Source organism: Arthrobacter sp. TmtSoilC79, assembly GCF_059739405.1.
On record NZ_AP046051.1, the window covers coordinates 4,239,912 to 4,261,435 of the forward strand.

General features: G+C 60.8%; 24 protein-coding genes and 3 tRNA genes. 5 read left to right on the forward strand and 22 right to left on the reverse strand.

The genetic code is table 11. From position 1 onward, the window contains the following. The first annotated feature begins 11 nt into the window (after positions 1-11). A complete protein-coding gene (locus tag AC6JA3_RS19380) occupies positions 12-950 on the forward strand; it encodes a DUF8083 family protein (RefSeq protein ID WP_497920526.1) in 939 nt (312 codons plus the stop codon). Between the two features lie 13 nt (positions 951-963). Here AC6JA3_RS19380 and aqpZ read toward each other — a convergent pair whose 3' ends face one another. The 5 genes from aqpZ to AC6JA3_RS19405 all read right to left on the reverse strand — a co-directional run bounded on the left by aqpZ (position 964) and on the right by AC6JA3_RS19405 (position 6,443). Then, complete coding sequence (gene aqpZ, locus AC6JA3_RS19385; protein WP_497920527.1) at positions 964-1,704, reverse strand: aquaporin Z; 741 nt, start codon at positions 1,702-1,704, stop codon at positions 964-966. Between the two features lie 202 nt (positions 1,705-1,906). Continuing rightward, positions 1,907-2,962 (reverse strand): LacI family DNA-binding transcriptional regulator, encoded by a 1,056-nt coding sequence (locus tag AC6JA3_RS19390; protein ID WP_026542615.1) that lies wholly within the window; start codon positions 2,960-2,962, stop codon positions 1,907-1,909. A gap of 113 nt (positions 2,963-3,075) precedes the next feature. Continuing rightward, positions 3,076-4,038 carry a carbohydrate ABC transporter permease gene (locus tag AC6JA3_RS19395; RefSeq protein WP_026542616.1) on the reverse strand — a complete coding sequence of 321 codons (963 nt, stop codon included), beginning with the start codon at positions 4,036-4,038 and terminating at the stop codon, positions 3,076-3,078. Continuing rightward, the gene (locus AC6JA3_RS19400; RefSeq protein WP_026542617.1) at positions 4,035-5,000 is read right to left on the reverse strand and encodes a carbohydrate ABC transporter permease; all 966 of its coding nucleotides are present in this window, start codon (positions 4,998-5,000) and stop codon (positions 4,035-4,037) included. Before AC6JA3_RS19400 ends, AC6JA3_RS19395 begins: the two co-directional genes overlap by 4 nt. A gap of 96 nt (positions 5,001-5,096) precedes the next feature. Then, positions 5,097-6,443: an ABC transporter substrate-binding protein gene (locus AC6JA3_RS19405; RefSeq protein WP_026542618.1), complete on the reverse strand. Its 1,347-nt coding sequence runs from the start codon at positions 6,441-6,443 to the stop codon at positions 5,097-5,099. A gap of 250 nt (positions 6,444-6,693) precedes the next feature. On the opposite strand from AC6JA3_RS19405, the gene AC6JA3_RS19410 reads away from it, so the two are divergent. Further along, positions 6,694-7,095, forward strand: a complete 402-nt coding sequence (locus tag AC6JA3_RS19410) for a helix-turn-helix domain-containing protein (protein ID WP_026542619.1) — start codon at positions 6,694-6,696, stop codon at positions 7,093-7,095. Between the two features lie 57 nt (positions 7,096-7,152). Here AC6JA3_RS19410 and AC6JA3_RS19415 read toward each other — a convergent pair whose 3' ends face one another. From AC6JA3_RS19415 to AC6JA3_RS19445, 7 genes are all read right to left on the reverse strand, one after another. Next, the gene (locus AC6JA3_RS19415; RefSeq protein WP_347783607.1) at positions 7,153-7,797 is read right to left on the reverse strand and encodes a DNA alkylation repair protein; all 645 of its coding nucleotides are present in this window, start codon (positions 7,795-7,797) and stop codon (positions 7,153-7,155) included. Between the two features lie 368 nt (positions 7,798-8,165). After that, entirely contained in the window at positions 8,166-8,501 is a 336-nt protein-coding gene (locus tag AC6JA3_RS19420) for a hypothetical protein (protein ID WP_139183505.1), read from the reverse strand. 100 nt (positions 8,502-8,601) lie between these two features. Continuing rightward, positions 8,602-9,213 (reverse strand): hypothetical protein, encoded by a 612-nt coding sequence (locus AC6JA3_RS19425; protein WP_026548365.1) that lies wholly within the window; start codon positions 9,211-9,213, stop codon positions 8,602-8,604. Then, entirely contained in the window at positions 9,210-9,773 is a 564-nt protein-coding gene (locus AC6JA3_RS19430; RefSeq protein WP_397334576.1) for a DUF6286 domain-containing protein, read from the reverse strand. Before AC6JA3_RS19430 ends, AC6JA3_RS19425 begins: the two co-directional genes overlap by 4 nt. Positions 9,774-9,865: 92 nt before the next feature. Then, on the reverse strand, positions 9,866-10,246 hold the full coding sequence (locus AC6JA3_RS19435; protein WP_026542623.1) for a hypothetical protein: 381 nt from the start codon (positions 10,244-10,246) through the stop codon (positions 9,866-9,868). Next, the gene (locus AC6JA3_RS19440; RefSeq protein ID WP_026542624.1) at positions 10,243-10,434 is read right to left on the reverse strand and encodes a DUF2273 domain-containing protein; all 192 of its coding nucleotides are present in this window, start codon (positions 10,432-10,434) and stop codon (positions 10,243-10,245) included. Before AC6JA3_RS19440 ends, AC6JA3_RS19435 begins: the two co-directional genes overlap by 4 nt. Continuing rightward, positions 10,431-10,877, reverse strand: a complete 447-nt coding sequence (locus AC6JA3_RS19445) for an Asp23/Gls24 family envelope stress response protein (RefSeq protein ID WP_026542625.1) — start codon at positions 10,875-10,877, stop codon at positions 10,431-10,433. The genes AC6JA3_RS19440 and AC6JA3_RS19445 overlap by 4 nt, the downstream gene beginning before the upstream one ends. Before the next feature lie 432 nt (positions 10,878-11,309). Between AC6JA3_RS19445 and AC6JA3_RS19450 the strand changes: the two genes are divergently transcribed. Beyond that, on the forward strand, positions 11,310-11,774 hold the full coding sequence (locus AC6JA3_RS19450) for a DUF6318 family protein (protein ID WP_347782017.1): 465 nt from the start codon (positions 11,310-11,312) through the stop codon (positions 11,772-11,774). 58 nt (positions 11,775-11,832) lie between these two features. After that, positions 11,833-12,723, forward strand: a complete 891-nt coding sequence (locus AC6JA3_RS19455; RefSeq protein ID WP_497920528.1) for a hypothetical protein — start codon at positions 11,833-11,835, stop codon at positions 12,721-12,723. Here the strand turns inward: AC6JA3_RS19455 and AC6JA3_RS19460 are convergent. The 7 genes from AC6JA3_RS19460 to AC6JA3_RS19490 all read right to left on the reverse strand — a co-directional run bounded on the left by AC6JA3_RS19460 (position 12,720) and on the right by AC6JA3_RS19490 (position 20,095). Further along, the gene (locus AC6JA3_RS19460) at positions 12,720-13,568 is read right to left on the reverse strand and encodes a sugar phosphate isomerase/epimerase family protein (RefSeq protein ID WP_347782019.1); all 849 of its coding nucleotides are present in this window, start codon (positions 13,566-13,568) and stop codon (positions 12,720-12,722) included. The genes AC6JA3_RS19455 and AC6JA3_RS19460 overlap by 4 nt on opposite strands. An 11-nt stretch (positions 13,569-13,579) precedes the next feature. Then, positions 13,580-14,416, reverse strand: a complete 837-nt coding sequence (locus AC6JA3_RS19465) for a carbohydrate ABC transporter permease (RefSeq protein ID WP_347782020.1) — start codon at positions 14,414-14,416, stop codon at positions 13,580-13,582. Next, positions 14,410-15,381: a carbohydrate ABC transporter permease gene (locus AC6JA3_RS19470; RefSeq protein WP_223944501.1), complete on the reverse strand. Its 972-nt coding sequence runs from the start codon at positions 15,379-15,381 to the stop codon at positions 14,410-14,412. The genes AC6JA3_RS19465 and AC6JA3_RS19470 overlap by 7 nt, the downstream gene beginning before the upstream one ends. Before the next feature lie 11 nt (positions 15,382-15,392). Next, entirely contained in the window at positions 15,393-16,715 is a 1,323-nt protein-coding gene (locus AC6JA3_RS19475) for an ABC transporter substrate-binding protein (protein ID WP_026542056.1), read from the reverse strand. A 209-nt stretch (positions 16,716-16,924) separates the two neighbouring features. Then, positions 16,925-18,031 (reverse strand): LacI family DNA-binding transcriptional regulator, encoded by a 1,107-nt coding sequence (locus tag AC6JA3_RS19480; RefSeq protein ID WP_347782022.1) that lies wholly within the window; start codon positions 18,029-18,031, stop codon positions 16,925-16,927. Positions 18,032-18,105: 74 nt separating this feature from the next. After that, complete coding sequence (locus AC6JA3_RS19485) at positions 18,106-19,008, reverse strand: PfkB family carbohydrate kinase (RefSeq protein ID WP_347782024.1); 903 nt, start codon at positions 19,006-19,008, stop codon at positions 18,106-18,108. Between the two features lie 85 nt (positions 19,009-19,093). Further along, positions 19,094-20,095 (reverse strand): SIS domain-containing protein, encoded by a 1,002-nt coding sequence (locus AC6JA3_RS19490; protein WP_497920529.1) that lies wholly within the window; start codon positions 20,093-20,095, stop codon positions 19,094-19,096. 147 nt (positions 20,096-20,242) lie between these two features. Here AC6JA3_RS19490 and AC6JA3_RS19495 point away from each other — a divergent pair, with 147 nt between their 5' ends. Continuing rightward, positions 20,243-20,827 carry an HAD family hydrolase gene (locus AC6JA3_RS19495; protein ID WP_347782026.1) on the forward strand — a complete coding sequence of 195 codons (585 nt, stop codon included), beginning with the start codon at positions 20,243-20,245 and terminating at the stop codon, positions 20,825-20,827. Positions 20,828-20,939: 112 nt separating this feature from the next. Here AC6JA3_RS19495 and AC6JA3_RS19500 read toward each other — a convergent pair. From AC6JA3_RS19500 to AC6JA3_RS19510, 3 genes are all read right to left on the reverse strand, one after another. Next, positions 20,940-21,015, reverse strand: a tRNA-Phe gene (locus AC6JA3_RS19500). Between the two features lie 46 nt (positions 21,016-21,061). Continuing rightward, a tRNA-Asp gene (locus tag AC6JA3_RS19505) sits at positions 21,062-21,135 on the reverse strand. Positions 21,136-21,219: 84 nt separating this feature from the next. Beyond that, positions 21,220-21,292: transfer RNA gene (locus tag AC6JA3_RS19510), tRNA-Glu, on the reverse strand. Positions 21,293-21,524 lie beyond the last annotated feature (232 nt).

Genomic DNA, 21,524 nt, shown 5'->3' on the forward strand with positions numbered 1-21,524 from the left:
GGGCGGCTGCCATGACAGGAAACCTCTATCGGGGCCAGGCAGGGCTGCCGTTCTCTTCGTCGCTGCGCATTTACGAACCCCTCGAAGCGTTCCCGCCCGAGCAGCAGCGCAGGCTCCTGGCGCGGGGCAGCAAGAACGGTTCCCGGGCCGCCGTCGAGAATGCGGAGCTGCAGGCCTCGCTGGGCCGCATCACGCGGTCCGGCGGCGATCCCTTCCCCACCGGCCGCACGGACCTGGTACGCATGACGCGCGTGCCCACGGGCCGGCACGCGGCCACGCCGGACCAACCTGCAGTGGGCCAACCTGCAGCGGAGGACCAACCTGCAGCGACCGCCCAGGAAGGGCACGACGCCGGGCGGCTGCTTTACTGCCCCAGCCAACTGGTGATTCGGGCGGGTTTGGCGGCCAATGCGCTCATGGACGGCGTGCACAGTCCCCTCGCCGACCTCCTCATCCCCGTCTCGCAACGGGACAAGCACCAGGCAAGGATTGATCGGGTCAATGCGGGGGAAGATGCCAAACGCGTCCACACCCGTGCCTCAACATGGGGAATCCCGTTCAGCTGGTTCTCGCTCTTCGCCGAGTCGGACCGGAAGGACGTCGTGGAATCCGACGGGCGCATTCTGACGGTGCGGGTATGGACGCCCCTGACCGAGGCCCTGGACAGGGCACGCTTCGCAGTGGCGCACCTGGCCTTGGCCGCGCCGGACCTGGACATGCTCGATGACCTGACGCAGCTCACCGAATGGCTGGAACTGTTCCACATCCAGTCCATGGTGGAGCTGGACTACGGTGCAGTGGCAGACAAGGTTTACCCGGATGAATCCCCCATGGACGTGCGGCTGGGCATCGAGTGCCTGGCGGAGGGCGACATGACCGGCGCCGCTGCCGCCTACCGCCGGCTTGCCTCCCGGTGGATCCCCATCCGGCAGTTGGCACGGGCTTCCTGACCCGCGCACTTCCCTAGCGTTCGAGGACCACGTCCTCGGTGTTGGGGAAGAACACCTTGTAGGTGACGCCTGCAATGGCAGCCCCGATGACCGGGGCAAGAATGAACAACCACACCTGTCCCAATGCTTCGGGGCCGGCGAACCATGCCACTCCCAAGGAACGTGCCGGGTTGACGGAAGTGTTGGTCACCGGGATGGACACCAGGTGGATCAACGTCAAACCAAGCCCGATGGCGATGGGTGCGAAACCCTTCGGCGCCCGCGAATCGGTGCTGCCCAGGATGATGTAGAGAAAGACTGCGGTCAGGATGATCTCAATGACCAAAGCAGCCACCATTGAATACCCATCCGGGGACCTCTCGCCGTAACCATTGGAGGCGAATCCGGACTTAACAGCATCGAACCCGTCCTTTCCGGAGGCTATCGCAAAGAGCGCCAGCCCGGCCAAGGAGGCAGCAGCGACCTGCGTGACGATGTAGGGGCCAACGGCTTTCCATTCAATCCTGCCGGCCAGAGCGGCGCCGATGGTCACTGCGGGGTTGAAGTGTCCGCCCGAGATGTGTCCCACTGCGTATGCCATGGCCAGGACCGTCAGGCCGAATGCCAACGCAACACCCAGGAATCCGATGCCCATGTTGAGCTTGTCCTCCGAGAGAACTTTCGCAGCCAACACCGCGCTGCCGCATCCTCCGAAGACGAGGACAAAAGTCCCCAAAGCTTCGGCCCCAAGCCGGGACGGAAGTGATTTATGCATGATCCCTCTTTCATTAGACGAGCGCCTCCCGGGCCCAACCTCCAGTTCGGTCGGTGTCCGGATGCTTCGGCGCGGCCGCGGCACAGCAACTGCGCGGCACACAGTCGCGGCGCATTGATGCCGCGGCACAGTAACTATGTGGGCCCCGGAGGGGATTCATGACGGAGGTTTGCAGGTGGGCCCTGCGAAGAGGGTGGCTGCCCTAGCTTTCCGTTGGCGGGGCTGTGGTCTCGCGCACGATCAGCTCGTGTGGGGCAACCTCGGAATGGACAGCACCGGGGTTCCCATCCAGCTCGTCAAGCAGCATCTTGGTGGCGAGTTCAGCCTGGTTGTCGGGGCGTTGCCCCACCGTCGTCAAACCAATGGAAGACGAGAAATCATGATCGTCAATGCCGATCACTGAAAGGTCCTGGGGCACCTTGACGCCGTGGCGCCCCGCCTCGAAGATGACGCCCATGGCCATCTCATCGGACGAGCAGAAAATCGCTGTCGGTTTGCGTCCGGGCTGGTTCCACAAGCGGTTGAAGGCCTCTTGGCCACTGGCAACCGTGAAATCACCCCACTGGTCCCATTCGGGACGGACTTCCAGTCCGGCGTCGGTCATGACTTCCTGGAAGGCGCGGATCCGCACACGGGGAACGTCGAAGTTCAGGTCGGTTTCGTCGTCGCCATGGAGCAATGCGATGTCCTTGTGGCCCAAGTCCAAGAGGTGCCGCACAGCGGTGGACGCGGCGTCGTAATCGTTGATGCCGATATAGGCGCAATCCTCCACGTGCCCGCCTACTACCACCAGCGGAATGTCAATCTTGTGGAGGTGTTCCAGCTCTTCCTCGGTCAAGGACATACAAAGCACCAGCAGGGCGTCGATCTGTTTGTAGACCATGGTGGAGCTGAAGAGCCGCTCGCGGTTGCTGCCGTGGCCACCGAGGTTGAACAGGGAGAGGTTGTACTTGCGCGAATGCAGCTCCCGGTCCGCGCCTTCGATCGCTTTGGAGAAGAACCAGCGGCTGACGAACGGGGCCAGGACGCCGATGGTGCGTGTACGGCCGGTGGCCAGGCCGGATGCCGACGACGACGCGACGTAGCCCAGCGAACTGGCAACTTCGAGAATCTTTTCGCGGGTGGCCGGAGATACCCGCGGCAGGCCCCGGACGGCCCGTGAGACGGTCGCCGTCGAAACTCCAGCGGCAGCGGCGACGTCCTCGATACTGACGCCGGTATGGCCACCGCGTTGGGACCTACCCGTTGTTCGTGACACAGGCTCCCCTCTCCGGCCGCCGTTGCTCCGCCTTCACCTTAAAGGTGGACTTCTGCTTTGCAGCCCTCGGTTACGCAGCGGCGTAATGCGCTGCGCAACCGAGGCTGCGGATCCTAGCCCTTGAGGCCGCCGGAGAGCAGGCCGCGTACAAAGTAGCGCTGCAATCCGAAGAACACCAGGAGCGGGATGATGATGGAGACGAACGCTGCCGCCGGGTTGAGGTAGTCCCTGGCGCCACGCGTACCGGAAATTTCCGCCAAGCGCTGCGTAATGGGGGCCACGTCCGCCGTACCACCGGAGAACACCAGCGCCACCAGGAGGTCATTCCAGACCCACAGGAACTGGAAGATCGCCAGGGATGCCAGCGCCGGAACGGACAACGGGAGGATGATCCGCCAGAAGATGGTGCTGTGTCCGGCGCCGTCCACCCGTGCTGCCTCAATGACTTCACCAGGGATTTCGGAGATGAAGTTGTGGAGCAGGAAGATGCCCAGCGGAAGGCCGAACATGGTGTGGGCGATCCACAGCTGGGCGTACGAGCCCGCCGGAAGGTGCAGTGTCTGCGTGAAGAATTGCAGGAGCGGGATCAGTGCCATCTGGAGCGGAATGATCTGGAGGGCAAAGACGAAGATGAACATCGCGTCGCGGCCCTTGAACTTGCCCCAGGCAAAAACGTAGGCAGCCATGGATGCCAGCACGAGGACAAAGATCGTGACCGGAATGACGATCGCGATGGAATTGACGAAGTACTGGGACAGGTTGGCCGACTGGGAGCCTGCCGGAGTAAGGACGTCGGCATAGTTCTTGAACGTGAACTGCCAGTCGACGAAGGCATTCCACCAGCCGTCGGACCGGGGGCCCACCTGCTTGGCCGCTGGACGGAATGAGGTAACAAACAGGCCGAACGTCGGGACGGACCAGACGACGGCGATCACGATCGCTGCCGCTGTTGCCCACTTGGAGGTCAGTTTGCTCTTGACCCGTCGCATGATCGGCTGGGCGTCCTCCGTGGGGTCGGATCCAGGACGCTGCCGGGTGGCCTTGGCGGCCTCTTTCGGGGCTGGCGTGGCTGTCAATGGATCTCCCTTTGCTTGCGAAGGACTCGGGCGTTGTAGACCACAATGGGCAACACCATCAGGAACAGGATGAGGGCCAACGCGGCACCGCGTCCCGGCTCACCGGCACGGAATGCCTGGGTGTACATTTCGTTGGCTACCACCGACGTGTCGTAGTTGCCGGCGGTCATGGTCCGGACAATGTCGAACACCTTCAACGTGGCGATCGTGATGGTTGTCAGCACCACCACCAGCGCTCCACGAATACCCGGGACCGTGACATTACGGAATTGCTGCCAGGCATTCGCCCCGTCCAAGCGGGCTGCCTCGGTGAGTTCCACCGGGACGCCCTTGATGGCGGCCGAGAGAATCACCATGGCGAAGCCGGTCTGGATCCAGACCATCACGATGATCAGGAAGAACGTGTTTTCCGGCGCATCCAGGAGGAACTGCTTGGGGTCCATTCCCAGGGCGTCGCGGAAGAAGTTGATGACACCTGTTTGTTCGATGCCGGGCCCACGGTAGTCGTAGACGAGCTTCCAGATGATGCCGGCGCCTACGAAGGAGATCGCCATTGGCATGAAGACCAGTGACTTCAACACCTTTTCGCCCCGGGCCTTGTCAATGAACACGGCGTAGGCAAGGCCAAAGCTTGTGGACAGCAAAGGAACCAGGATGGTCCAGATAACGGTGTTTCGCAGTGTGGTCAGAGCCTCGGGCTGCGTGAACATCCACACGAAGTTGTCAAAGCCGTTGGCATTGCCGCCGGCATCCGTGAACGCCAGCATTGACGTTCGGATGGCCGGATAAACCAGGCCCACCAGCATCAGGATCGCGGCGGGGGCCAGGAAGCCGGCAACGGTGACTTTGTCCTTGACCGTTTTGGGTGCCCTGTCCACCAGCAACATGATGAGGCCGATAACCGCTGCGAATATCGCAAGGGCTATCACTACTTGAAGGAGTTTTTCTCCAATAAATTCCATACCCAACCTCCGGGGCGTGAGTGAATCACTAAGTTCCGGGAAAAGCACTGCCTCCCCGGCTGGGCAAACCAGTCAGGGGAGGCAGCACTTTGGGAGTTAGCTCTTGGGCCAGCTGGACTCGATGCTGTTGGCAACATCCTGCGAGGACGTGCCGTTGATCCACTGCACGATGCCCTTCCAGAAGGAGTTTGAACCCACAGCACTCGGCATCAGGTCGGATCCGTCGAAGCGGAAGACGGTGTCAGGGTCCTGGAGGATCTTGACGGTCAGCTTGTCGAGGTCGGACTGTGCGTTGTTCGGGTCCAGGCCCTTGTTTGCACTGACAACACCGCCCAGCTTCACGCGGTTGTTGGCGAAGTCGGCGCTGGCCAGGTAGGCCAGGAAGGACTGAACCTCGGGGGTGTCCTTGTAAGCGCCCACCATTTCGCCGCCACCGGTGACTGCCTTGCCCTTGCTTTCGTCGATCGGCGGGGTGATGAAGGCCCAAACATCGCCATCTTCAGCAACGTTGGTTCCTGCAGGCCAGTTGGCGGCCTGGAAGTTGGCCTGGTGGTGCATGGCGCAGGTACCGTCAAGAACCGGCTGGCCGGCCTGGGCGAAACCGGTGCTCAGGATCGAGCGGACGTCACCGAAGCCGCCGTTCACCATGTCCTGGTTGAGCAGGATGTCGCCGGCCTTGTTGAAGGAGTCGACGATCTTGGGGTCGTTGAACGGAATCTGGTGGGCTACCCACTGGTCGTAGACCTCCGGGCCGTGTGCACGCAGAACCACGTCTTCGATCCAGTCCGTGCCGGGCCAGCCGGTGGCTTCACCGGACTCGAATCCAGCACACCACGGCTTCATGTTCTTGTCATCGGCCGCGATCTTCTTGGACAGGTCAATCATTTCGTCCCACGTCTTGGGGACTTCCCAGCCCTTGTCCTTGAAGGTCTTGGGCGAGTACCAGACAAAGCCCTTGACGTTCGCGAGCATCGGGGCAGCGTAGTAAGTGCCGTCAACGGTGCCGTACTTCTTCCAGTCCGGGGACCAGTTCTTGTCCACGAGGTCGGAAACCGTCTTCGGAGCCGGCTTCAAGTAGCCTGCCTTTGCCTGGGTGGCCAGAAGGCCGGGCTGCGGGAAGATCGCTACGTCGGGCGCGGTCCCGGACTGGGCACGGACGCCGATCTGCGTCTCGAACTCCTTGCTGCCTTCGTACTTGACGGTGATGCCCGTGCAGTCTTCGAACTGCTTCCAGGACTCCTCGAGGTTGGTGGCCTCGATGTCTACGATCGTCGAGTAGACCGAGACGGTCTTGCCATCGTGCTTGCCATAGCTTTCGTAGCTGGCGCAGTCATTCGAGCCGGCGGTGGATCCCCCACCGCCACCATCTCCGCTACAGGCGGAAAGGGTAAGTGCCAGAACACCGGCGGCTGCGACCGGTAGCAGGTACTTGGTTTTCTTCATGCTAAAGACTCCTCGCTGAGTACAAGTGATTCGGCGGCGCAATTGATGTGGTGACGCTCACACTAGCTAGGAAGCGCGTCAAAATGCAAGCGCTTACACAGAACGTAACCGCATCGATACCAAGCAACCTGTTGATCTTGAAAACGCAGCCTTCTTCGCTCCATTTGGCCAACGCCCCATCAGTCCTGCACGCTCTTCAAGCTGCGGATCGATTTGTTTACCCAATGTTGCCTATGGAAAAATAGGAAGTGTGGATGAACTTGAAGCACTGCAGACCATCGGCCGATTGATCAAGGAAGAACGTCTGGCCCAAGGTTTGAGCCAAGTCCAGCTGGCCAAGCAGGCGGGAACTGCCATCAAGACCGTCCGTACGTTGGAATCGGGAACCCGCCGCACGCAGGAAATCAACCAGCGCAAGCTTGAGCACGCTTTGGGCTGGCGTGCAGGATCCGTCTCGGAGGTCCTCAAAGGAAAATCAACGTTTGCCCCGGAAATGATCACTCCTGACGACATGCGCTCAGGAGACGAACCCCGGCAGGGACCACCGCGCATCGCTGTCCCCGCTGCTCCCATCGCCAGGGCGTCACACCTGTCCGACGAAGAACTCCTCGCCGAACTCACCTACCGCATGATGCACCGAAACCGGGGCTAAATTCCCCGGCGGGCCTATGGCGGCTGGCTACAGGGCGGCCGGCTACGGGGCGGCTGGCTATGGGGCGGCTTGGCGCCGCACCATCTCGTTGATCCAAGTGGGCGCAAACGGTGAGGTGCAGTTGGGCGGCGTGGGATAGTCCTTCAGGACCTCCAAGCGCTCGCCAATGTCCAGAGCCCTGGCCCTGTGCTCCGGAAACTCGATGCCGATCATGGCAAGGCACTGGTTCATGGCCCACTGCAGACGTTCCGGTGCGTCCTTCATGGCGGCCTCGATGCTATCCAGCAGTGCCACCAGGTCCAGGCCCTCAGGCTTCTTGACCACGCGTTCCGACGTCAGCGCCCATCCTGCGCTGGCCACCACTGGATCAGCGTCGGCGAACCAGGCCACCCGCAGCTCTTCGCAATGCGGGCTCTTTTTGACCACGTAATTCACCAGCCAGTCGTGGACCTTGGGAGTCCGTGCCTCCCGGAGCATTCTGTCCAGTTCGTCGCGTTCAAAGGCTTTGGGCTTGCAGATCAGCAACGACAACAGCCTGGCAGCGGTGTCGTCCGTAGCCCACAATTCGCGTGAGAGCTCCTGCTGGGTTTTCAGCCTTTTGGCGACTGCCCGTAATTTGCTGAGGTTCACGCCATGGTCATCGCCGTGCTTTTCGTTGATTTCGCGCGCCCGGGGATCTTCGAGGGCGGCCAATTCGGCCATGAGTCCGGCCACCGGGGAGTCCAGCACCGCTGTTCCCGCCACTGGGGCTTCAACCGCAGCCGTTTCAATTACTGCCTCTTTAGCCACTGCAGCCTCCTGTCCATCGCGCATTGACCTCAGGTTACTAGCTCCAGACCGGCAAACGGACTGTCTCGGTTATCGGGCTGGCGGAGTTACCGGGGCTTGCGGAGTTATCGGGGCTGGCGGGGTCACCGGGCTGGCAGGGTCACCGGACTGGCAGGGTTACCGGACTGGCAGGGTTACCGGACTGGGACCGCTACTGGGCACTCACACAGCGATGGCAGCCCGCTCCCGCGCGGGTTTCCGCTGCGGATACGAACTGCCATCCTTTGCTGATGGGGCGTTTGCTACTTATCGCCCTTCAGCAGACCGGCGATCTTCGTGCCCAGTCCCTTGACGTTTTCGGCTACATCACCGGCAATTTCCTTGGACTTCTCCGCCACGTCTCCGGCCAGTTCCTTGGCATTTTCGCCGACATCACCGGAGAAGAATTCTTTGACGTTTTCCGCGGCCTCGCCTGCGAACTCTTTGACGTTCCCGGCTGCCTCCCCAGCGAATTCCTTGACGTTTTCAACAGCCTCGCCCGCAAATTCCTTCGCATTTTCCAGGGCTTCGCCTGCCGCCTCTTTGGCGTTTCCTGCTGCGCCGTTTACTGCTTCGGCTCCCGTGGTCTCTTCACTCATGGTGTTCTCCTCTGTAACGGTCGGATCTGTGACGTGGCGTGCCAAAGGAGGCATTCCCCCTCGGACTCAACTTAGGGGCCGGGACTTGCATTCCGCAATGTCAGCGGACACGTTCCGCCTTGGTAAACCTGGACCGGGCACCCGAAACCATGTGCACCAACACCGGCGTTTTTTGGCCGATAACCAGGTCCAATGCTTCAACGAGCTGGGATACTTCGGCGGCCAGCACGTGTGGCGCCACTCCTTGCCTGGGCTGGATCCGGATGCGCAGCCCCGGCTTCCCCCGCACCTCGTAGGTGGCCACGGAAGCGGCTGCGAGGTCGGTCCGCTCAGCCAGCGCAGCCCTCAGCGCCTGTTCCGCCACGCCTCCACCGATCCGCACTTCTCCATCGATATGGCTGTCGTCATCGCTTGCGACCAACAGGTTGGCCCGGCCCTTGCCCTGCTGGGAGAGCCAGGCGATCATGGCGACAATGACGGCCACCAGGACCGCTCCAGCCACAATCCACAGCCAGCTTTCCTCATGTCCTGGCAAGCGGGTTTGGCGGAAGGCATTTTCCATCCCGGCCCAGACACCGGCAGAGAATCCATGCCACCACGCCGCCACAGCGGGCACGGTCGCCAGCAGCACGAGCAACAGTCCGACGGCCAGGAGTTTCACCCCAATGATGAACAACAGCACACGGTTGAGGGCACGCGGTGTCCCGTTCACGCGCCAATCACCCCCGAGGACGCCACGTTGACCCGCACGGAAGGCATCGGCACCGGCGACATCTCCTCAAGTTCTGCCCGCACAGCAGTCAGCACAGCTTCCTCGCTCACCCTGCTGCCCGATGTAGGCCGGACATTGACCACCACCAATTGCCTGGAAACCACCACCATCACCTGCTCCTGGGTAACGTTCGCGGCAGTTCGCGCACGACGCGCCAGCGCTGAAGCCAGCACTTCGTCATCAACCACGACGGCGGTACGACGGTCCCGGAGCAAATGCCGGGCTCGCCTGCCGGGCAGCACTGCGTGCAAGAAGAAGAAGAGTCCCACCATGGCAACCACGGCACCACTGGCGCCTAGCAGCAAAGGGGAAATACCTTCCGGGAGAGCGATGATGCGCCCGGCCGCAGTGGTGGGGTCGATCAGCCAGGGAGGCTGCCCCACGGCCCGCACGCCCGCCTCGAGAAGTGCGTAGAGGCAGAGCACAATCACCAGGACGGCGGCAATGACAGCAGCACCGGCGCGGGAAGAATGGGTTTCACGCCGAAGGATACGGCTCATCTCAGGGTCCTCGCCGGCTACCGGTCCAGCTCCAGCTTGCTGCTCGATGCTGTTTTGATCCCGGGTTGGGCGGTGGGCTTTCTGGTCCTGCGTCAATGAACCCGGCCTCCTTCGGTGACGTGGGCACCGCTGATTCTGATGTCCACCCTGCTCAACTGGGATCCGCTGAGTCGCGTGACCGTTTCAAGGACAGTGGCTTTCGCAGCAACTGCCCGGTCCCAGATGGAGCCGCCGAAGCCTTGGACGCGCAACGGATCCCGCAAGACTTCGGTCAAAGCCGGGATGCTGATAGGTGCCACGATCGACAAAGCCAGCAGGCCGTCGTCGTCCGCCCAATCAGCACGGATGTCGCTGGCCTCAACGCCGAGGGCTTCAGCGGCGGCGGCGCGCGCCAAGGATGTCAAAGCCTGGGTACTGATCCGGTTGTGGCCGGCCAGGCTGGTGGTGGATTCCACAGCCTCAGCCACGCTCATGACGAGGAGCGCCGGCCCGTAATGGCGTCCAGGACGCTGCGAAGATCCAACTTTCCGTCAGCTGCCCGGCCCAGCAGTGCTCCGATGCCCATGAAGAGCAGTGAGATCAGGAATCCCCACAGCCCAAAGGAAAAGGACATGAAGGCTACGAAGGCGCCGATCGCGATGCCCACAACGGTCATGCTCACTGGAGTGCCTCCCTTTCCACTACGGCGGCCTTGCTTCCCGCGGGTTTAACAGGCGGGGCCACATAGACATCATTGATCTCGATATTGACTTCAATGACCTGCAGGCCAACAAGCTCTTCAACCGCGCGGAAGACTGCGCTGCGCACCTGGTTGGCGACGCCGTGCAGGGGGTGTCCATAGAGGGCTACAAGGTTGATGTCCACGGCCACCTGGGTCTCGCCCACTTCTGCGCGGACGCCCGCTGCATGGTCCGAGCTGCCGACGGCGTCGCGAATCGCGCCGAGCGCGCGGGACGGACCCGAGCCCAACGAGTAGACGCCCGGCACTGTGCGGGCAGCAATGCCTGCAACCTTGGCCACCGCCGCTTCGGAGATGATGGTGCGTCCAGTCCCCAGGATTTCGCCCCCAGGCACAGGATCAAGCTGCACGTTCTGGTCTTCCATGGAGCACTCCCCTTCTCTTGAGTACCACCCTAGCGTCTAGCTCCGACGCTTTGGGAGAAGCGTCTCTTCGGGCGCCTGTTTTGCCAGCAACCCGGCTTAAATGCCGGCTCCGGCAGCCACTCTGGGCGGGTTATCCATAAGGCACAATTCATGGCTAGGACCCGCTTGGCAGCCCACCTAGACTGGCCGAAACATCACAAAACAGCTGCTGGGGAGCCTGTCATGCCACGTCTTTCGTCTGCCATTTTTCCTGTTGCACTCCCACGGACGGCGGCCTTGGCAGTGGGACTGGCCCTGCTCCTCACGGGTTGCCAGGGCGGCACTCCGCCCGGCGCGCAAACCTCCGAATCAGGCTCGACGACGGCGTCCCCCACCTCGAGCAGCGCCGTTCCGGCTGCTTCGGCTACCTCCGGCGCACCGTCGCCGTCCGCCGTGTACAAGCCCGCAGATGCGAAGGGGAAGGCACAGAATGTGCCGGTTCCGGTGATGCCCGAGCTGGCGAAGGAGAACTCGAAGGCGGGGCTGGAGGCGTTTATTGGGTATTGGTACGCGCAGCAGAACTATGCAGATGAGACGGGCGATATTTCCGTCATCAGTACTTTGACCTCGCCAGCTTGTAAAGCATGCACTTACTATCAGCAAGCTTCTGTGGATGGTGCGCGGAACGGCCGGTGGATTGTTGGCGGAAAAGTACGGATCCCAAAAATTGAGATCTCATGGAATGCCGAACGGGTCACCCAGCAGGTCAAAGTCCAAGTAATCCAAGATGCGATCGCCTACTACAACGCAGACGGTACGGAAGGTCGCCCTGCGGATGCGGCCACAAATGATGCGTTTATTGTCGTTGCTTCGTTTGGATCGGAGTGGAAGGTGATGGACACAGGTGTCATTCGCTGACCGCGCTCGACGCCTTATTCTCTGCGTCGCGCTGATCTCTGCCTTGACAGCTGCTTCAATGCCCACCGATTCCGTTGGGCATGAAGATTGGGCTTCAACCAACAAAGCAGCCGGCGCCATAGACGTTGGATCCCGATGGGAGTTCGATCCAGCCACGGGCACGTCGTCTCCGAGCCTCAGCTCAACATCAACCTCGACCGAAACCGAGGACCCAAACCAGTACATGGCCGACACCCACTGCCGCGCCGATGGGCCCGACACCAAGGACCCCGGATGCGATGCCCTCGAATGCCCCGCCACCGAAACCAACACCGAAGCAGGCACCCCGGTCATCTGGAAGGAAGCCCCCAAAGCCATCACCAACCCAGGCTGGACCGACTGGATCCCCGTCACCGGACCCACCTGCCTCTACGCGGCCCAACCCGAGAACGTCCTGGCCAACATCGCAGCCCGGATCCTCAACGACTTCCAACAACTACCCATCAACCCCGGAACCCTCCAAGCCCAACCCTTCCCCCACACCCTCAAAGGCGCACCCACCAACTTCTACACCACCACAGGAGAACAAGACTTCAACCTCACCATCCTCGGCCAAGCAGTCCACCTCACCGCAACACCGGCCAACTACACCTACGCCTTCGGTGACGGCACAAGCCTCGGACCAACACCAGCAGCCGGATACTCCATCCCCGAAACCCAATGGCTCAACACCCAAACACGCACCAGCCACAGCTACACAGAAACCGGCAACTACCAGGCCACCCTCACCACCAGCTTCACCGGCACCTACTCCGTCAACAACGGCCCACCCCTACCCATCAACGGAACCCTGAACCTCACCACACCAGCCCAAACCATCCAAGTCTGGAAAACACAAAGAGCACTCGTCGCCGACACCTGCCAGGAAAACCCCAACTCCTGGGGCTGCCCCGGCGCAAAGTCCGGCTAGGACGAGATCGCCGTCAGGCTGGCCGCAACAGCTTCGAGGCACTTGGATACCGCGGCGCGGGGCTCCAATGAGTAGGAGCCGTCTCCAAAGAGTTCAAACGTCAGGGCCCCGCTGTAATTCAGCCGGCTTAGGTCGCGCAGGATCTCACTGAGATCCAGGAAACCATCACCCCACGCCAAGTGCCCGGTGGGAGTACCGTCAATCAAATGAACGTGTCGGATAGCTTTGCCGAAGGCCTTGGCATAGTCCGTGACGCTTTCCCCTGCCGCTGCCATGGCAACGGTGTCGACCACCACCCCCAAAGCCGGGGATCCGACGTCGTCGAGCATTGACCGGAGGGAACCGACATCAGTGACCAGGTTCGACTCAACACGCTGAAGGGGCTCAAGGACACAGTTCACACCAAGTTCGGCAGCGCGCTGGGTGATAGTCTGCAGGGCTTCGACGGACCTCGCCCACGCCGCCTCAACCGGCTGGTCCTCGTAGCCTCGTCCCGCTGTCAGGAACAACAGAGGCGACTCCAGCTCGCTGCACACTTCCGCGGCCCGCAAGAACAACTGAACGCTTTGATCTCTTAGCCATTTCTCCCCGGAGGCAATATTGACGGGGTAGGCCACCTGTTCGAGGGTAAGGCAATTGACTGCAAGCTCCCGCTCCCGCAGCTGTCGTCTGACTTTCAGCAGGTGTGCAGAATCAGCTTGTGGAATGTAAAGGTGCGGGGCAATTCCCCAAAGCTCCACCTCGGTCCTTCCCAGTTCGACCATGTCATCGAGGCACCGCTCAAAGGTGTGGTGCTGATAGGCGAAGTTCGATCCACCAACCTGGTCCAAGCGCAGTAAACCCATCCCGCTCATAACTACTTACCAACTCCGTCGGCGAGTCCACGGATGAAGTACCGCTGTCCGGCGAAGAAGAGCACAATCACCGGAATTGCCGCGATAGCCATACCCGCGAACACCACGGGATAGTCCGTACCGTGCTTGGACATCAAGTTGGTGAGCCCCACTGGCAGGGTTTGCAGCGCTCCCCCGCTGGTGAAGACCATGGCGAACAAGTACTCGTTCCAGGTGAACAGAATATTCAAGAGAACAGTCGAGACCAGGATCGGCTTACACATAGGCAGAATAACCTGCCAAAAGGCGCGGGCCTTCGACGCTCCATCCACGGATGCGGCTTCATCCACCTCCGCGGGCAGGTCCATCATGTAAGCCCTGATAAGGAAAGTTGTGAAGGGAACCCGAAATGCCGTGTACAGGATGAGCAACGCCCAGAGATTGTTGTAGAGCCCCAGGCTCTGGAACATCTTCACCAAAGGGATCAGGGCCACCGTGGGAGCGAGCATCAGGCCGCCCAGGATGAGAATGAGCACCACCCTGTTGAAGGGGATGTTCACCCTGGTCAGTCCGTAGGCCGCCCATGCGCTGATGAATACTGTCGCGATGGTGGACGCAACGGTCACCAGGACACTGGTGGTGAGGTAGTCGCCCACCCCTCGATTCCATGCAGTGATGTAGTTGTCCCATTTCCACGCAATGGGCAGTGCGAACGGATTGGAGAACAGCTCGGAGTTGGACTTCACACCGTTCAGCAGCATCCAGATCAAGGGATAAACGACGACGACGGCCAGGGCAATCAGGAAGGCTTTGACGAGGACCCGTCCGAGTACCAACAGCAGGGCTGAGCGCGTCACCATTGGACCCTCTTTTTCTTGGAGATACGTAGCTGGACGACTGCCAGGACCAGGGTGATGATGAAGACGGCGGTAGCGACGGCGGCCGCATAACCAAAGTCATTGCGGACGAATCCGCTCCTGTAGAGCCATGTACCAAGGACCTGGCTGGAATTGTTCGGCCCTCCGCTGGTCATCACCATGACTTCGTTGAACACTTGGAAGGCTCCGGAGACGGTGACAATCATCATCAGGCCGGTCATTTCCCTGACAAGCGGCAAGGAAATCGAAAAGAACCTCTGGAAGGGTCCAACGCCGTCGATGGACGCAGCTTCATACAGTTCGGAAGGGATGCGCTGAAGCGCCACCGAGAAGAGAAGCGTGCAGTATCCAAAGCCCTGCCATTGGCTCATGGCGATGATGGCAAAGATCGCCGTGTTTTCCTGTCCCAGCCAGGCTTGGGTGAAGTTTCCAAGGCCCAGGAAATCCAAGGCGGCGTTGAGGATACCCATCTCGGGTTCGTAGATGAAGTAGAACAGGAGGCCGGCAACTGTCAGGGAGATTGCGGACGGTACAAAGTACACGGCCCGGAGGATCCCCTTCCACCGCTGGCTCCGCAGTCCCTCGATCATCGCGGCGAGGATCACCGCCCCGAATACTTGGAAGGCGATTGAGATGACCGCGTACAGCGAGTTGTTGAGGAGTGACTTCCAGAAGATGGGGTCATTGAACATCCGCACGTAGTTGTCCGCACCCACAAAGGTCTGGCGGCCACTGTAGATATCCCACTTGAGGAAGCTGAACCCAAGATTCTGCACCAGGGGCAAGTACGCGAACACGCCCAGCAGCAGGACTGCCGGCAGCACCCACACCACATTGCGCCAGCGGGGACCCTGGACAGACCTGGGTTTGCGACCCTTGGAGTTTCCGGCGGAAACGGGCGCCGTGGGCGGCGCCGCAGGCTTCCAGTCAGTATGCGAAACAGTCATGGCGTCCCTTGCTACTTCGCTGCACTGGAAGCGGCCCGGACGGAGGCAAGTACCTGGTCCGGGGTCTGGGTTCCGGCCACCAGGGCTTCCCCACCGGCCAACCAGGCGTCAGCGACTGCAGGAACAGTAACGGAGTCCAGCCAGGTGATGGCCGCAGATGCTTCGTTTACCTGCTTGATGCCCTCGATCACAGGCCCTGAGGAGTTCTCGGTGGAAACCGCACCTTTGACGGCGCTGGGCTGCCCGTACGGCGGAGCGGAGAGCTTGGCAGCGTTCTGGCTGTTGGTAGCGAATTTCATGAAGTCAGCGGCAAGCGCGGCGTTCTTGGAACGCGCATTGATGATGTAACCCTCCGGGGAACCTTCAATGGCCTTCGGATCGCCCTTGGCGTCTGCTGCCGCCGGAAGCTTGAAAATGCCCAAACCATCCTGCTTGAGCTTCGAATCGGCGGAGGCGGTGGAGTCGAATTCGAGGATCTCCTGGTAGTACATACCGGACTTCCCCTCAGCCAGTGCCTGCTGCGCCGTGGTGTAGAGAACACCGTTCGAATCCTTGCCGCTGCCGGTGCACTCCTTGACCAGGGTGGTGAACTGGTCCATGGCCTTGAGGTAACCCTTGTCCTCGAGCTTGGCTGTTGAAGGGCTGAAATCCCCTTGCAGCGTTTCGGCGGGTACCTCGTAGGCGAAGAGTTGCTGCAGGTAGTGCAGGCCCGGCCAGCCGTCCTTGTTTCCAAACGAGATCGGCTCGTAGCCGGCTCCCTTGAGTACAGAGCACGATGAGATGAGCTCGTCGAAAGTGGACGGCGGGGTCAGTCCCAGTTCTTTGAAGATGCGCTGGTTGTAGCCCATGAACTTGCCGTTGTTGTAGAGGGGTACCGCATAGTACTTCCCGTCCTTCGCGAACGCCTTGAGGGCGGACTCTCCGAAGTTGTTTCCCCACTCGGTACCGGGGGCAATGACCGGGGTCAGGTCTGCTGCGAGGCCTCCGTCAATGAAGTTGTTGGCCCAGCTGCCGGCCCAGGTGAAGTAGATGTCGGGCATGGCCTGTGACGCAGTCAGCGTCTTGGTCTTGTCCTTGATGCTCTGGTCCGTCTCCTGGATGAGGTCGAAGGAAACCTCCGGGTGCAGCTTCTTGTACTCCGCTGCCAGGTCCTCGAAGTAGGGCTCAAGCGGGTCTCCGCCAAACTTCGTGAGGATGCTGAGGGTCCCGGTGTACTGCGGGGCAGCGTTGGGATCCAAGGCAGCGGCGGGCTGGCTGCCGCCGTCGGAACAACCGGTAAGCGCCAATGCGGCGCCGGCCAGCAATGCCATCAGTGATTGGGTGCTTTTACGCATCAGTTCTTCTTTCGGTCGAAGGGCCGATCAGCCGGGACTCCTCAAGGGGAGTAGGAAAGTTATGCCCGCCGTTGGGATGAACTCGGGTACGGGCTGAAGGGGTAACTCTTGATGGGACTTGGGGGTGAAACATGTGATACCGGTACCACAGTGAATCATGATTTGAGGCACCGGGGAAGAGAGCGGAGAAAATTAGGGGCGGGAAATTTCTATTCGCCGCTGGCGGCCCGCACCGGGCCATCCGACGAGCGGGCTACCAACAGCGAAGGCAGGACGTGCTTCTTTGGGGCAGACGTATCGCCGTCAATCCTGGCAATGAGCTGCTGGGAAGCAACCACTCCCATCTGACGCATAGGCTGCTGGATCATGGTCAGCGGCGGTTCCATGACGGCAGCCCACGGGCTGTCATCGAACCCGATCAGCGAGACATCCTTGAGCAGGCGCAGGTTTTTGGCGCGCAAGGAGTGCAGCGCCCCCACAGTTGCCTCAGTCTCGGTAGTGAAGATTGCCGTGGGCGGGTCCGCGAGGGCGAGCATTCCACTGACAGCCCGCGCGGCTTGGCCCTCATTCTTCAAAACGTGGGTGATGAGAGCAGTGTCAAAAGGAATCCCGGCCTCCTCGAGCGCGTCGAGGTAACCCCTCAACCGCTCGCCGTCACTCCAGAGCGCTTCGTCCAGAATGCTGTGCATCTGCTTCAAGTCCGTCGCCGGGCTCAGGGTCACCGGCCCCCACGCGAATGCTATGCGCCGATGACCATTCTGAATGAGCGAAGCAACGGCAGACCTCGCGGCCTCCCGGTTATCGATCACCACCGAGTCCGTCTCCAGTTTGTCCACCAGGCGGTCGATAAGAACCACCGGGGTTCCTCGATCAATGGCATTGGACAGATGCGAGACGTCATCACTTCGCCCCGCAGCTGAAGCCACAACGAGGCCATCCACTTGCTTTGCCAGCAAGACGGCGATCGCGTCGCGCTCCAGCTCAAGCTTCTCGTCAGTGCTGAGGATGATGGCATCGTAGCCGGCCGTTTTGGCGGTTTCCGAAATGCCTTTAAGCACTCCCGAGAAGAACGGGTTGGCCACATCAGCCAGCACGATTCCAAGGGTTTTGGTGACCCCCGTGGTCATGCTTCGGGCCAACGTATTCGGCTGATAGCCCAATTTCTCGGCCGCACGCATCACCTTGGCCCGTGTGGCTTCGCTGACCGACCCATAGTTCCCCAGGGTCCGGGCAACCGTCGCCCTGCCCACGCCGGCGGCTGCTGCCACCTCAGTGATGGTCGGGGCAGCCGGGTGGTTCTGATGATCCGTCGCCATCCGGCCCCCTTCAGTTGTGGAATCCGCGTTTGCGGTCTCCTGCGTTGATTCGTCTCTGCATCAGATCCTAGTAGTTACCTGGCCGGCTGGTAGTTACCTGGACGGCTGCTAGCTACCTCGACTGCCCGGCCGTAACCGAAGGCGCCCTCCACATAGCACTGGGCAGCGGCGGACCGCGCACCTCTGGCCAAGGCTTTTTGACACTCCTCAACCGGTGGCCGACGCGATCGACTCCAACCCGAACCCAACAGACTGACCACGAGTCCCGCCAGGAAAGCATCACCGCAACCCATCGTGTCCGCAAACCGGAGCGGATCGGTAGGTGCCGCCGCCTGCGTCAGGAAGCGTTCGCCGTCGTACATCATTGCGCCCGACTGGCCGCGCGTCCCGACCGCAAGCGAAACGCCCGCTGCGTGGACGCGTTTAAGGTCACTTTCGACGGCGGCAACGGTCATGTTTCCGCACGACAAAAGTGCAAGGTCCACGTAGGGCCCCGTCTGCGCCAAATAGGCGTCCGTCCTACGTTCCGGCTCGGATGAGTAGTCGAAACTGACCAGCGTCCCGGCGTTGCGCAGGGCAGGCAACTGGCTTTCGGAAGCGGAGTAGACGCTCGAATGCACCAAGTCGGCCGAGGCCAGGTACCGGAGGTGTTCATCCTCAAGCACGAAAGGATCACTTGTGGTGACGCCACCTTCGTTCCAGCCAAGGAAAACCCTGTCACCGTCCACAACTTTGATTTCAGTGACACCGTTGAGGCCATCGCGGATGACGCACTGGCTTGTATCGACGCCTTCTGCATCAATGGCATCGTGGACAAATGCGCCCAAGGAGTCCGAGCCAAAGACGCCGAGGTAGCCGGATTCAACGCCCATCCGTCGGGCAAAAACCGCAACGTTGACGCAGTTCCCCCCGGGGTACATCACTTTGCGGTCGAGAAAACGGTCCACAATGTTGTCCCCGAAACCGATTACTTTCATACTCTTCCTGTCTCGAAGCTGCGGGCCCGGGGAGGGCCGGGCCCGCAGCGCATTGCCCTAAGCCCCTCCCGGGTGCGCTTCTGGGTTAGTACTCGACCACGCGGTAATAGCGGCGGAGATCCAGGGAGTGGTTGCGGACGCGTTCGAGGTGCTTGCTGAAACGGTCGAGTACCGTGTCCAGGACCAACGGAGACAGGAGTGCGCGGAACCGCGGGCTAACGCCTGGAAGTTCGTAGGCCTTGCTGTCCAGAAGAGTGGTGTTCTTGTTGTAGTTTTCGGCGAATTTGGCCACACGGTCCATCAGCGGGCGCGTCTCGTCTTCGCCCATGAGCAGCATGAGGCTGGTGTCTTCCTCAATGAGTTCAAGGGATCCGTGGAAGAACTCCGCACCATGCACGCGGGTGGTCCGGAGCCACTGCATTTCTTCGAGGATGCACATGGAATACAGGTAGGTGAGGCCCCACAGATTCCCGGTGCCCACAAGGAAATGGTAGTCAGCGTCCTTGTTCTTCTCAGCGAACGCTTCAGCCACTGATTCTGCTTGGCGGGCGACGCCGACCAGGCCTTCGGGAACGGTCTGCAGTTCTGCGGCCAGTTCCTCATACCCTTCAAATTCATCCCGCACGGCGAGAAGCCGGGTGCTCAGGAGAATCATGGGGATATCGAACGGCCAGGTTTTGGGTTCGGTAACCAAGGCGACGTCCAGGGCTTTGGCGAACGGGCTGTCACCGAAACCCGTGAAGCCGATGGTGTAGGCGCCCTTGGCCTTAGCGAACTCGATGGCCTCGATAACGTCTTCCGTGGTGCCCGAGACTGAGGCGAAGACAGCTACGGAGCCGGGGCCGAATGTGGGATCCTCGGTCAACATCAGCTCTTTGCCGATGGACGCACGGACCGGCAAGGTGGAGCGGGACCGGATGAAGTGCTCGTACGGCAGCATCGCGGCATAGGTTCCACCTGCACCGATAAGGAACAGGTTGGTCATCCCATGCTGCTGGATGGAATCAACCACCGATTCGATCTGCCCCTGCAGTGCCAGTGCGCTGCGGGTCTGCGTGAGGAATTCCTCTTCTTTGAAGCCAAGCACGGATGGTCCTTTCGTATGACGACCTGAGACGGTTGAAACAAGTTGATACCGGTATCAAGATGTGGTCATCATAGTGTCATGGGGAATTGGAGGCGTCAATAGCTTGGCTCAGCCAATCGGAGGCAGCGGGATTCGTTGCAGGAATAAGTGGGAGGTGGAAGGCCAGGATTTACCTCGCTACGACCGCTTCCTGGTGGAGAATCTACTTTCCACCAACAACGCCGCGAACGGCTTCGCCAGTTTCTTCCGCTCGCCGGAGACTCCATTCCCCCCTCGGACACCACCCTCGACGCGCTGTTCGCGGTCTATCTTGAGAACTACGAGCAAGCCTGGGCCGCATTTCCCGACGCCGTGCCCGCCCTGCAGCACTTGCGCTCCATCGGTATCCCGGTTGGTGTCATTACCAACGGGAATCACCAGCAGCAAGTCTCCAAGATCAGGAGAATCGGCCTTGAGCGGCTCATTGACAGCGTCTTCAGCTCAGAGCTCACTGGTTTCGCCAAGCCGGACGCAAGGGCCTTCCTCCTGCCCTGCCGCAGCATGGGTGTGCAGCCGGCAGCGACCCTGTACGTAGGCGACAACTACCTCACCGACATCGCAGGCGCCCGCAACGCTGGCTTACGAGCAATCCACCTCAAGCGAGAAGGGTGCCAGACTCCAGAATCCATCGGCAGCTTGGAGGGCAGTTTGGAAGGAGTGATTAAGCTAACGAGCATCGAAGCGGCCAATTGAGATGCTCGGTATCAAAAGCCGGCGCTTGGGATGCCCGCTAAAATTCCAAGGGGCTTCGGCCGGAGGCGCGAATGTTAAAGCAAAAAACCCCCGGATAACCGAGGGTTCTAGCTGGTGGCTCCGACCGGCGTCGATCCGGTGACCTTTCGATTTTCAGTCGAACGCTCTACCAACTGAGCTACAGAGCCTAGGTGACATGTCACCTTGAGAACCGAATTTCTTCGGCGCTCAGAGCGACCCTGACGGGACTTGAACCCGCGACCTCCGCCGTGACAGGGCGGCGCGCTAACCAACTGCGCTACAGGGCCTTGCGTTTGCAGTATCTCTACCGCGTTTTTTTCAAGGCTTCTAGCTTACCAGACTTTTTTCATCCGGTTTACCACTTCCTTGCGTACCCCCAACGGGATTCGAACCCGTGCCGCCGCCGTGAAAGGGCGGTGTCCTAGGCCGCTAGACGATGGGGGCCTGAACTCAATTCGGATTTCACAAAACAAAAGCGACGCTTACGCGTTCTTTCCGTGTCTCGCTCGTCCGAACTGGACTCTAAAACTTTAGAGCATAGATGGCGATATTCCCAAATCGAGGATTTGCCGAGCACCTAGACCCCAACTCAAACCCCGCCGAGGGGCTGGATCCCAACCCTAAGAGACACCCAAAGAGCCGAGAACCCGCCCCTCGCGAGCAGGCAGGAAGACCC

Coding starts and splice junctions, on each gene's coding strand:
- AC6JA3_RS19380 (WP_497920526.1), top strand. CDS start 12: ATGACAGGAAACCTCTATCGGGGCCAGGCAGGGCTGCCGTTCTCTTCG.
- aqpZ (WP_497920527.1), bottom strand. CDS start 1,704: ATGCATAAATCACTTCCGTCCCGGCTTGGGGCCGAAGCTTTGGGGACT.
- AC6JA3_RS19400 (WP_026542617.1), bottom strand. CDS start 5,000: ATGGAATTTATTGGAGAAAAACTCCTTCAAGTAGTGATAGCCCTTGCG.
- AC6JA3_RS19405 (WP_026542618.1), bottom strand. CDS start 6,443: ATGAAGAAAACCAAGTACCTGCTACCGGTCGCAGCCGCCGGTGTTCTG.
- AC6JA3_RS19415 (WP_347783607.1), bottom strand. CDS start 7,797: ATGGCCGAATTGGCCGCCCTCGAAGATCCCCGGGCGCGCGAAATCAAC.
- AC6JA3_RS19420 (WP_139183505.1), bottom strand. CDS start 8,501: ATGAGTGAAGAGACCACGGGAGCCGAAGCAGTAAACGGCGCAGCAGGA.
- AC6JA3_RS19430 (WP_397334576.1), bottom strand. CDS start 9,773: ATGAGCCGTATCCTTCGGCGTGAAACCCATTCTTCCCGCGCCGGTGCT.
- AC6JA3_RS19435 (WP_026542623.1), bottom strand. CDS start 10,246: ATGAGCGTGGCTGAGGCTGTGGAATCCACCACCAGCCTGGCCGGCCAC.
- AC6JA3_RS19445 (WP_026542625.1), bottom strand. CDS start 10,877: ATGGAAGACCAGAACGTGCAGCTTGATCCTGTGCCTGGGGGCGAAATC.
- AC6JA3_RS19455 (WP_497920528.1), top strand. CDS start 11,833: ATGCCCACCGATTCCGTTGGGCATGAAGATTGGGCTTCAACCAACAAA.
- AC6JA3_RS19460 (WP_347782019.1), bottom strand. CDS start 13,568: ATGGGTTTACTGCGCTTGGACCAGGTTGGTGGATCGAACTTCGCCTAT.
- AC6JA3_RS19465 (WP_347782020.1), bottom strand. CDS start 14,416: ATGGTGACGCGCTCAGCCCTGCTGTTGGTACTCGGACGGGTCCTCGTC.
- AC6JA3_RS19470 (WP_223944501.1), bottom strand. CDS start 15,381: ATGACTGTTTCGCATACTGACTGGAAGCCTGCGGCGCCGCCCACGGCG.
- AC6JA3_RS19475 (WP_026542056.1), bottom strand. CDS start 16,715: ATGCGTAAAAGCACCCAATCACTGATGGCATTGCTGGCCGGCGCCGCA.
- AC6JA3_RS19480 (WP_347782022.1), bottom strand. CDS start 18,031: ATGGCGACGGATCATCAGAACCACCCGGCTGCCCCGACCATCACTGAG.
- AC6JA3_RS19485 (WP_347782024.1), bottom strand. CDS start 19,008: ATGAAAGTAATCGGTTTCGGGGACAACATTGTGGACCGTTTTCTCGAC.